This window comes from Thermoanaerobaculia bacterium (genome assembly GCA_035717485.1).
Lineage (GTDB): Bacteria > Acidobacteriota > Thermoanaerobaculia > UBA5066 > DATFVB01 > DATFVB01.
The window spans coordinates 1-10528 of the sequence record DASTIQ010000325.1 but is presented as its reverse complement, the minus strand read 5'-3'; the positions used below and the strand labels follow the sequence as shown (position 1 = coordinate 10528).

The following is a 10528-nucleotide window of genomic DNA, read 5'->3' as shown; positions in this document are numbered from 1 at the left end:
CTTCGCCCGAGGCGATCGGGATAATGCCCCGTGCGCTTCGTACGGACGGTTCTCGCCCTCAGCGTCACCACGATCCTCATCCTTCCCGCGACGGCTCTCGCGCGCCGGACCTCCGGCTCGCGCCACCGGAAATCCATCGCGTCGCACGTCCGAACGGAAATTCGGATTCCGGAAGACGGCGTCACGACGCTGGAGCCGTTCGGACCGCTCCCCGCCGACGAGCTGAAGGCGGAGAACGCGCAAAGGGACGAAAAGACCGAAACGAGCGACATCATCGAGAAGGTCGCGGTCGTGGACGTCCACGACGACGACGCGCCCTGTACCCAGGACGAGATCGCCTCCGGCGGGTGCGACGACGACGAGGCGGACGGCACGGACCTCGAGGAGGTTCCCGCCGGCGACCTGGCCAAGAAGAGCGCGCTCCACAGCGTCGTCTCGGCCATGAAGAAGGTCGGGGCGCTGTTCCGTCCGAAATCCTCGGAAACCCTGCTTTCGCCGGAAGACGAGTATCTGCAGGAGCTTCTCTCGATGAATCTCGAGATCCCCGTCGAGGGGGTCACCCGGGACCGCCTCCAGGACTCCTTCCTGAACCCCCGCGGCGGCCGCCGCCACCATTACCAGCACCTCGCGCTCGACATCGGCTCCCCGAAGGGAACGCCGGTCCTCGCCGTCACGGACGGGGAGGTCGTCCGGATCGGGCGAGAGAAGCGGGGCGGAAACGCGATCTACCTCCGCGACGCCTCGAACCGGTATCTCTTCTACTACTGCCACCTCTCCCATTACGCCCACGGCCTGATGGCGGGAATGAAGGTGAAGAAGGGGGAGATCCTCGGTCAGGTCGGCGCGACCGGCAACGCTCACGGCGCCCATCTCCATTTCTCCGTCACCCGCCTCCCGGACGACTCGCTGGCCCTGGACTTCAAGAAGGGGCTGGCCGTCAATCCCTATCTGGTCTTCCTCTTCGCGAAATAAGCTGCCGCCGGGAAGCGCGGACCACATCGCGTGCATACGCACGTCCTCGCCCTCCGAAGTACGTCGGTCGGCCGGTCGCGCTCGCCCCGTACGCCGCCGGGCCCGGCAATCGGCGGGATCGCGTCTCGCCCACGTCTGGCCGCGCCTCGACGCCGCTGGCAAACTGAGTCGAGCCGTATCGCGAACGCAGACGGAGGGTCCCAGATCGGCGGTACGCCTTTGCCGCAGTCGTAAGACGCGGTGAGACGCGAGCCCGACGGGATGCGGGCGGCATGCGCCCGTCCGGCTCGATGAATCACCGCGCCGCCGGCGCTACACCCGGGCGATCGGGTTGAGCGCCAGAAGCGACTCGAGCCACATGCCGGAGAGCTTCTCCGCCACCGTGTTCTGCCGCAGCCGGGCCGCCAGGTGCCCCCAGTCCATCTCGTCCATCAGCTGGTCCTGGTTGAAGCAGGAGAAGACGATCTCCTTGGTGGCGCCGGTGACCGGATCGCGATGTTTCTGCAGGCACTGCGCGCAGACTTCCTTCATCATGCACTGCATCGGCGAGTTGATGGACGCGACCCCGACGTGGTTCGGCGAGAGGTATTTCGCGAGCGCGTTGTGGCGGGCCGCCGCGACCGCGCTCATCATCCGGTCGGATCCGATGACGATGATCCGCGAGACGTCGTGGAGATCGATCGGGCGGTCGCCGAGACGCCCTTCGGCGTACGCGGTGATCGACTCGAGGATGTTGCCGACGAACGAGCGGTCCTGCGGCCGGACGGCCGGGATCGGCTCTCCGCGATCGACCGAAAAGACGACGATGTCCGCCGCCGCCTCGATTTCCTCCCGCTTGTAGAAGTCCTCCCCCTTCTTGTAACCCGCGAAATAGATCACCCGGTTCCCGGCGGCGCGGCACGCCTTTCCGATCGAGAAGAGCACGGCGTTGCCGAGACCGCCCCCGCACAGCATGACCGTGGATTTCTCGGGGATCTCCGTCGGTGCGCCCGTCGGCCCCATGACGATGACCCGCTCGCCCGGTTTCAGCGCGGCACAGAGCCGCGAGGAGACGCCGATCTCGAGCGCGATCATCGAAAGGAGGCCTTCCGAGTCGTCCTTCCAGGCGCCCGTCAGGGCCAGGGGTTCGAGCAGAAGGGGAGAGCCGGCCGCGCGAGGCGCGGACGCCTCGAAATTCTGGAGCCGGTAGAACTGTCCCGGATGGAAGCGCCGGGCGGCGGCCGGCGCCCGAACGACGACCTCGACGATCGTCGGGGTCAGGCGATCGACCCGGACGACCGTGGCGGTCCATTCGCGTTCGAGGGTTCCGGAAAACCGCTTCCACTCCGCATTGCGGGCGGACTGGGCGGCCGGATCGTTCGATTCGATTTCCTCGCGGAAGAGGCGGGTGATCCAGCGGTATCCGTCGCGGGCGGACGCCATCGCCTTCACCACGTTGCCGTTGTACCGCGGGTGGTTGTCGCCGAAATAGGTCATGAACTTCCCGCCGTGGTCGAGGCCGGTGAAGATCCCGCCCGGATCGAGCGGCTGGCAGGGAACGAGGGACTTCCTGCCGTTCTCCTCCGACAGCCGGTGCGGCGCGAAGAATCGCCGCTTTTCGTCGAGCGGCAGCGTTCCCGTTTTCTCCTTCGCGTACGTGATGTTCGGGGTGGTGCCCGCGGCGACGAGGCAGCTCCTGGCCGGGAGCTCGACGAGCTCGCCCGACGTCCGCCGGAACCGCATCGCCCGGAGCTTCCCGTACTCGTCCGGGACCGCCTCGACCGGGTCGAGCGTCTCGACGAAGGAGATCCCCTCCTCGAGCGCCTTGATGATCTCCTCGTGGTTCAGCCGGTAGGCCGGGGATTCCTCCATCGTGCGGCGATAGACGATCGACACCCCGCCCCATTGGCGGCAGAGCCGGGCGAAGTCCGGCGCCTCGCCGCGCGCCGCCGCCTCCCGCCGCTCGCGGCGGACCGCTCCGCCGTGGGCGAGGAGCCGATCGAGGATCTCCTGCTCTTCGGCGTCGAAGATCGCGCGGAGATTCTCCTCTCCGCGTTCGAGGACGAGGTTTTCGTAGCGCTCGAGCGTGCGTTCGGCCTCGATCGGGTAGTAGGCGAGGAGTTCGGTCGCCGTGTCGATCGCGGTGAGGCCGCCCCCGATGACGACCGCGGGGAGCTCCGCCTGCAGGTTCGCGAGACCGTTCTTCTTGAAAGCGCCCGTGAGCTGGAGCGCCATCAGGAAATCGGACGCCTGCCGGATCCCGCGGATCATGTTGTTGGTCATTCCGACGATCGTGGGGCGCCCGGCCCCGGCGGCGACCGCGACGTGGTCGAACCCCATCGCGAACGCCTCTTCCGCGTCCACGGTTCCGCCGAAGCGGACGCCGCCGAACATCCGGAAGTTCTCGCGGCGGGCGAGCGTGAGCGCGATGACGCGCAGGAAGTTCTTGTCCCATCGGACGGTGATCCCGTACTCGGAGACGCCGCCGAAGCCGCCGAGGGGGCGCTCGTCGAGCGGCTGTTTCAACGCCGCGTAGCTCTCGACCGGCACGAGCTCCGTGTCGATCGGCTCGATCTTCAGCCCGTCGATCGCCGCGACGCCGAATCCTTCGTTGGCGAGGTAATGGGCGAGCGTGTATCCCGCGGGCCCGAGTCCGACGATCAGCACGTTCTTGCCGTTGTACGGAAGCGTATACGGGCGCCGGATGTTCAGCGGGTTCCAGCGCGTGAGGAGCGAATAGACCTCGAAGCCGTACGGCAGGTCGAGGACGTCGGTCAGAATTCCCGTCTCGGCCTGGGGGATGTCGACGGGAGACTGCTTCTGGAAGATGCACCCCTTCATGCAGTCGTTGCAGATCCGGTGGCCCGTGCCCGGGCACATCGGGTTGTCCACGCAGACGATCGCGAGCGCCGCGACCGAATCGCCGCGCCGCCGCATCACGTGCATTTCGGAGATCTTCTCGTCCAGCGGGCAGCCCGTCAGAGCGACGCCGAGGGGGTTCTTCTGGAACGTCGACGTTTTCGCGTCGAAGAAGCCCTTCGAGCAGGAGTCCTTGTCGCGGTCGTGGCAGATCAGGCAGTACTGGGTTTCCGCCTGGACGCCGCGCGGCGTCATCCGCGGATCGGTCAGCTTGAATCCATCCCGCCGGCGGTGCTTTTCGGGGGGGCCGATGCGCCGCTCCGGCAGGGAGCCGTCGGGGCGCACCGTTTCGACGAGCGTTTCGAAATCGAGCTTCTCGGGAAGCCGGAAGGAGGACCACGAGCGGATCTCTCGCTTTCCCTCCGGGTGGGCGAGCCGCACGTGGAGGGCGTTTTCGAGGAACTTGATCATCCGCGAGAGGAAGTCGAATCCTCTCTCGTCCGTTTCGGGAACGGTTTCGCCGGCGCGCGCCGCCCAACGGGCGACCCGTTCGCGGGTCTCCGGAGAGACGGCTTCCCGTTTCTTCTGGCGGACGACCTCGGCGTGCTCGCTTTCCGCGTCGAGCAGCGCCACGGCCATCTTCGCCGTCGCCATCTCCTCGTCGGCGCCCCAGGGCAGCTCCGGGAAGAGTGTCGTCTCGAAATGGCGCAGAGCGCGGGACGCGGCGGGGAAGTCGATCGCGGGAAAACCTTCGGGGAGCGGCGACTTCACCACCCGGCGGACGAGGAAATCGCGCTTGAACCGTCCGAGGACCGATTCGGCTTCCGCGCGGGCCATCTGCGCCGTCCATGCCTCCTCGATCGGAAAGAGCCGGGCGAGGAAGGAGGAGAGGTGGGGCGCGAGCGCCACGAGGAGGTTGGAGAGGGCCGAGGGGGCGACGGCGTCGGGATGACGGCGCGCTTCTTCGAGCGTGCGGCACAGCTCCGGCTCCCGTCGGCGGAGCTCGTCGACGAAAACCGTGTCGAGATCGCGAAGCCTCTCCGGGGAATGGAGATCCTCGAAGCGGAAGCCCGGAATTCCGAGCGCCAGGCGGGTTGTTTCGGGAAGGGTCATCGACATGGGGCACCAGATCGCTGATCGCTCATGGCGCGCAAATGTATCAGCGGGAGCATTTCCCCGAATGGTGAAAATGCCTCAGGGAGGCGCGACCGGACGCGCCGTCACGCCGTTCCGGGGGCCCCGGCCGCCGCTCGGCGGACGCGAGTCGGCACGCCTTCACCGCGGCCCCCAGCCGGCGAAATACGTCTTCCGGGACGCCTCGCTCATCCGGCCGCGTTCGTCCTTGCGGTCGGCCGCGGGAATCCCCCGGCGGCTCGTCCGAAGGGGCGACATCGGACTAGACTCGAACCGTGAAGGGGAAGACGTTCACGGTTTCGACGTCGCGCCGGATCGAGAGGCGCGACGTGACGGGCGAAGTGCAGGAGGCCGTCGAGGCGCTCGGCGTCCGGAGCGGCTTCGTCGCGGTGTCCGTGCCGCACACGACGGCCGCGCTGACCGTCGGCGAGAACTGGGATCCCGACGTCGGGAGCGATCTCGAACGCGCCTTCGCCGCCTGGACCCCTTCGGTACGGTTCGATCATGGCGAGGGGAATTCGGCGGCGCATTTTCTGTCGGAGGCCGTGGGGAATGCGCGGCTTCTCGCCGTCGAGGGAGGACGGCTCCGGCTCGGCCGCTGGCAGGGCGTTTTCCTCCTCGAGCTCGACGGGCCGCGTCAGCGCACGGTCGGCGTCGACGTTCTCTCCGCGCCGGAGACGGACGCTTGACAATCTCCGTGCCATCGATCAGTATCAGTAATTGTTATTGATATGGAGACCGTTGTTCGCACCCGAGAGACCCGCCAGCGCGCGTTGATCTACACGATCGTCGCTTCCACCGGGACGCACCCGACGGCGGACTGGGTCTACGCCCGCGCCCGCGAGCGGATGCCGCGGGTCTCCCTCGGAACCGTCTATCGGAATCTCCAGCGGCTCGCCGCCGAAGGCCGGATCCGGGCCATCGACGCCTGGGGAAAGACGACTCGGTGGGACGCCGACCTGTCGGCGCACCATCACTTCGTCTGCACCGGCTGCGGCGTGATCCGCGACGTGCCGCGGCCCGAGGGGGAGAACGCGAGCATCGCCGCGTCGTTTCCCCTGCCCGGCTACACGATCACGGGCCACCACCTGGAGCTCGAAGGCCTCTGCCCGGCGTGCACCGGGGCCGCCGGCGCCCACGCCCCCCGCGTTTCCGCGCGGAAGCGGGAGAATGCCTCCCGCCCCGCGAGATGAATTCGAAAGGAGAAATCATGCCCGCCCTGAAAGACACCCGCACCCACGAAAATCTCAAGCACGCCTTCGCCGGCGAATCGCAGGCCAACCGCCGCTACCTCTATTTCGCGCGGCGCGCCGACATCGAGGGATTCCCGGACGTCGGCGGCCTCTTCCGCGACACGTCGGAGGCGGAGACGGGCCACGCGTTCGGCCACCTCGATTTCCTGAAGGAGGTCGGCGATCCCGCCACGAACTTCCCGATCGGCGACACGAAACTGAACCTGAAATCGGCCGTCGAAGGGGAGACCTACGAGTACACCCAGATGTACCCCGGGTTCGCGCGCACCGCGCGCGAAGAGGGCTTCACCGAGGTCGCCGAGTGGTTCGAGACGCTGGCGCGCGCCGAGAAGTCGCACGCCGGACGTTTCCAGAAGGGCCTGGACACCCTCGGGTCCTAGACGTGGTCTTCGATCCGGCCGCGAAGGACTTCGCCGATCCTGCGGCTCTCGAGAAGGAGTACCGGCGGGTGATGGACATCTGCCACACCTGCCGGCGCTGCTACAACCTCTGCCCGTCGTTCGACACGATCTTCAAGGCTCTCGACCGTTCCGAGGTCGACGGGGAGATCGACCGGGTCCCGAAGCCGGATCTCGACGCGTTCACCGATCTCTGCTACGAGTGCAAGCTCTGCATTCCGCACTGTCCGTATTACCCGCCGCACCGGTGGGACGTGGACATTCCGCGGCTCGTCCTGCGCGACCGCGCCGCCCGCGTCCGCCGGGAGGGGCGTCCCCCCGTCCGGGAGCGCATCCTCGGCTCCGCGGACGCGGTCGGACGTCTCGCGTCGAACGCCGCGCCCCTCGTCAACTTCGCCAACCGCAATCCGGTCTCCCGGTGGATGCTCGAGAAGACCCTCGGCGTCCACCGGGACCGGCTCCTTCCCGTCTATCACGGGGAAACATTCGACCGCTGGTGGAAGAAACGCGGCGGGAAGACGACGCTCGACGAGGTTCGCGGCGCCGACGCCGTCCTCCTCTTCGTCACGTGCTCGGTCAACTTCAACCGGCCGGAGACCGGGAAGGCGGCCGTCGAAGTCCTCGAGCGGAGCGGCGCGACGGTCGTCGTTCCTCCCCAGCGCTGCTGCGGCATGCCGTTTCTCGACTCGGGGGATCTCGACTCGGCGCGCGAGCATCGCCGGGACAACGTCGCGTCGTTCCTGCCGTTCGTCCGCGCCGGGATTCCGATCGTCACGCCGGGACCCACGTGCTCGCTCACGATCAAGAAGGAGTACCCGGTGCTGGGGAGCGAGGATGACGCCCGGGACGTTTCCGCCGCGACCCACGACCTTTCCGAATACCTCATGAAGCGGCACGCGGCCGGGAAGCTCGCGGTGGACTTCGCGCGCTCCGCCGGCCACGTTCTCTACCAGATCGCCTGCCACCTGAAGGTCCAGGACATCGGGTTCCGCTCCCGCGACCTCCTGGCGCTGATCCCGGACACGCGGGTCGAGACCGTCGAGAAGTGCACGGGGCACGACGGGACGTGGTCGATGAAGACCGAGTACTTTCCGATGTCGATGGACATCGGCCGCCCGGTCTTCGACGCCGTCGAGAAGGCGCGCCCGGACGCGGTCGCGACCGACTGCCCGCTCGCCGCGCTGCAGATCCGCCAGGGGACGGGAGTCGCGCCGCGGCATCCGATCGAGATCTTCGCGGACTGCTACCGAAAGGGAGAAACCCATGGAGAAGATTGACGCCGTCGCCGTGAAGAACCTGCACGAGTACGAGGTGGCGCGGCCGGAGTTCCGTCGCCGCGTGATCGACGTGAAGAGCCGCCGGCGCGTCGCGGTCGGGCCGTTCGTGACGCTCGTCTTCGAGAACCGCGAGACCGCGCTCTTCCAGATCCAGGAGATGCTGCGGGCCGAGCGGATCGTCGATCCAGCGAAGGTCCAGGAGGAGATCGACGTCTTCAACACGCTCCTCCCCGATCGAGGGGAAGTGGCCGCGACGCTGTTCATCGAGATCACCGACGAGAGCCGCGTGAAGCCGATCCTCGACGCCTTCATCGGCCTCGACGAGGGCCGCAGCCTGCGGCTGGAGATCGCCGGAAAGGAATATTTCGCGAAGTTCGAGGCGGGACACGGACGGGAGGATAAGATTTCCGCCGTGCACTACGTGCGGTTCCCTCTCGGAGAAAAGGGCCGCGCCGCCCTCGAATCGGCCCGGTCCGCGCGCCTCGTTCTCGAGCACGGCGACTACCGGGCGAAGACCGATCTCCCGCCGGAAACGATCGCGGAGCTGATCGAGGACCTCCGGGAGCCCTGACCGGATGTCCCGGGAGGCCCCGCCCTCGCGAACCTTCCGGCGCCGCCTGCTCCACGGGCGCGGCGCCGCGATCGCGGGGCTGCTCTCCTCGCTCCCGCACGAGGGCATCGACCCGGTCGAGTTCCGGTCCCCGGCTCTGCGCCTCGGGGAGGGCGACGTCGCCGTCCTCCTGCTCGACCATCCGCTCCACGGCGAGCTCTCGGCGCCGCCCCCCGAAGGTCTCGGGGAGGGCGCGGAGCGGCTCGGCATCGTCGTCGTCGGCGAACGCACCGGAGCGGCCGACCCCTTCTGGCCGCCTCGCGTCTACTTCTCGCTGCCGGAGGGAGCGGCGGACCACCACGTCGCCCGCGCCGTCCGGTCGGTGTTCCGATTCCTCGAAGAGCGGCACGTCGCCGCGGTCGCCCAGCGTGCGCTCGCGGCGCGCAACGCGGACATCGAGAACCTGAACCGGATCGGGATCGCGCTCGCCGCGGAGACGGATCCGGCGCGCCTGATCGCGGATGTCCTCACCCGCGCGCGCGCCCTGACCCAGGCCGACGCCGGGAGCCTGTATCTCCTCGAGCGCGGCGAGGACGGCACCGAGCACCTGGGGTTCAAGGCGGCGCAGAACGACTCTCGGAAGCTCCGCTTCGAAGAGGCGTCCCTTCCGCTCGACAGCCGGTCGATCGCGGGCCACGCGGCGACGAGCGGAAAGGTGCTCCGGATCGACGACGTCCACGCGATCTCGCCGGACGCCTCGTACCGGTTCAACCGGAATTCCGACGACGAGATCGGCTACCGAACCGAATCGATGCTCGCGGTGCCGATGAAGAACGTCCAGGGAAGAGTGATCGGCGTCCTGCAGCTGATGAACCGGAAGCGGAGCGTCATTCCCGATCTCTCGACGACGGCCGTCATGCGGCGCGAGACCGTTCCCTTCGACGAACGCGACGAGGAGATCGCGCGCTCTCTCGCGGCGCAGGCGGCGGTCGCGCTCGAGAACGCGCGCCTCACCGCGCACCTGCGGAACCTCTTCGACGGTTTCGTCGCCGCCTCGGTGACGGCGATCGAGCAGCGGGATCCGACGACGTCCGGCCATTCCCAGCGGGTCGCGGTGCTCACGTGCGCGCTCGCGGAGGCGACCGACCGGGCGTCGACCGGCGCCTACGCGGGGTTCCGCATTTCGCCGCCGGAGCTGACCGCGCTTCGCTACGCGGCGGTCCTGCACGATTTCGGGAAGGTCGGCGTGCGCGAGTCGGTCCTCGTGAAGGCCCGGAAGCTCCCCCCCGGGCGGATCGACCTCCTGCGCGAGCGGTTCGAGCGCGCGCGTCTCGCGTCCGCCGTCCGGCTCTGGGAGCGGTCGGCGCGAGGCGAAATGCCCGCCGACGCGGCCCGCCGAGAGATCGAGACCGCCGAGGCGCGGCTCGCGGCCGCCTGGCAGCGGATCCTCGAGGCGGACGTCCCGACGGTGCTCCCGCAGCCGCCGAACCCCGCGCTGGAGGAGGCGGAGCATCTCGACTTCCCGCTCGGCAACGGAGACCGCGAGCGCCTGCTTCCGGAAGAGGACGCCCGGTATCTCGCGATCTCGCGCGGGAGCCTCGACCCGGCGGAGCGGCGCGAGATCGAGTCTCACGTCACGCAGACGCACCGGTTCCTCTCGAAGATCCCCTGGACCCCCGAGCTCGCGCGCGTCCCGGAGATCGCGTGGCTGCACCACGAAAAACTCGACGGCAGCGGGTATCCGCGCGGGCTCCGGGCCGAGGAGATCCCGCCCCCCGCGAGGATGATGACGATTTGCGACATCTACGACGCGCTCTCCGCGGCCGACCGGCCCTACAAGCGTGCGGTCGCCCGCGACGAGGCGATCGACATCCTGCGGGCGGAGGCGGCGCGCGGCGCGCTCGACCGCGATCTCCTCGAGCTCTTCGTCGACGGCCGGATCTTCGAAGCGACCGCGCGCTAGGCCTGCTCCTCCCGGCCGACCTTTCCCGCTTCGAACATCCTCGCGTCGACGGGTCCGAGCGCGTTTTCGCGAGCGGCCGGGAGGAGCCGCCGGTGACGGATGGTCTCGAGCCAGTGCGGGATCTCCCAGAGGTCCTCCTCGGA

8 protein-coding genes are annotated in these 10528 nt (G+C 68.5%); 7 read left to right on the top strand and 1 reads right to left on the bottom strand.

Features of this window, described 5'->3' with window-relative positions; translation table 11 throughout:
• Positions 1-30: 30 nt before the first annotated feature.
• On the top strand, positions 31-972 hold the full coding sequence (locus tag VFS34_17115) for a M23 family metallopeptidase (GenBank protein ID HET9796171.1): 942 nt from the start codon (positions 31-33) through the stop codon (positions 970-972).
• Between the two features lie 312 nt (positions 973-1284).
• Here the strand turns inward: VFS34_17115 and VFS34_17110 are convergent, their stop codons facing one another.
• Entirely contained in the window at positions 1285-4923 is a 3639-nt protein-coding gene (locus VFS34_17110) for an FAD-dependent oxidoreductase (protein HET9796170.1), read from the bottom strand.
• Between the two features lie 296 nt (positions 4924-5219).
• Between VFS34_17110 and VFS34_17105 the strand changes: the two genes are divergently transcribed.
• The 6 genes from VFS34_17105 to VFS34_17080 are packed head-to-tail and all read left to right on the top strand — an operon-like array spanning position 5220 to position 10385.
• Positions 5220-5633 (top strand): secondary thiamine-phosphate synthase enzyme YjbQ, encoded by a 414-nt coding sequence (locus VFS34_17105; GenBank protein HET9796169.1) that lies wholly within the window; start codon positions 5220-5222, stop codon positions 5631-5633.
• Between the two features lie 42 nt (positions 5634-5675).
• Positions 5676-6137: a transcriptional repressor gene (locus tag VFS34_17100; protein HET9796168.1), complete on the top strand. Its 462-nt coding sequence runs from the start codon at positions 5676-5678 to the stop codon at positions 6135-6137.
• Positions 6138-6154: 17 nt separating this feature from the next.
• Positions 6155-6577: a rubrerythrin family protein gene (locus VFS34_17095; protein ID HET9796167.1), complete on the top strand. Its 423-nt coding sequence runs from the start codon at positions 6155-6157 to the stop codon at positions 6575-6577.
• A gap of 2 nt (positions 6578-6579) precedes the next feature.
• Positions 6580-7872 carry a heterodisulfide reductase-related iron-sulfur binding cluster gene (locus VFS34_17090; protein ID HET9796166.1) on the top strand — a complete coding sequence of 431 codons (1293 nt, stop codon included), beginning with the start codon at positions 6580-6582 and terminating at the stop codon, positions 7870-7872.
• Complete coding sequence (locus VFS34_17085; protein ID HET9796165.1) at positions 7859-8443, top strand: DUF3501 family protein; 585 nt, start codon at positions 7859-7861, stop codon at positions 8441-8443. The genes VFS34_17090 and VFS34_17085 overlap by 14 nt, the downstream gene beginning before the upstream one ends.
• A gap of 4 nt (positions 8444-8447) precedes the next feature.
• On the top strand, positions 8448-10385 hold the full coding sequence (locus tag VFS34_17080; GenBank protein HET9796164.1) for an HD domain-containing phosphohydrolase: 1938 nt from the start codon (positions 8448-8450) through the stop codon (positions 10383-10385).
• Positions 10386-10528: the final 143 nt, after the last annotated feature.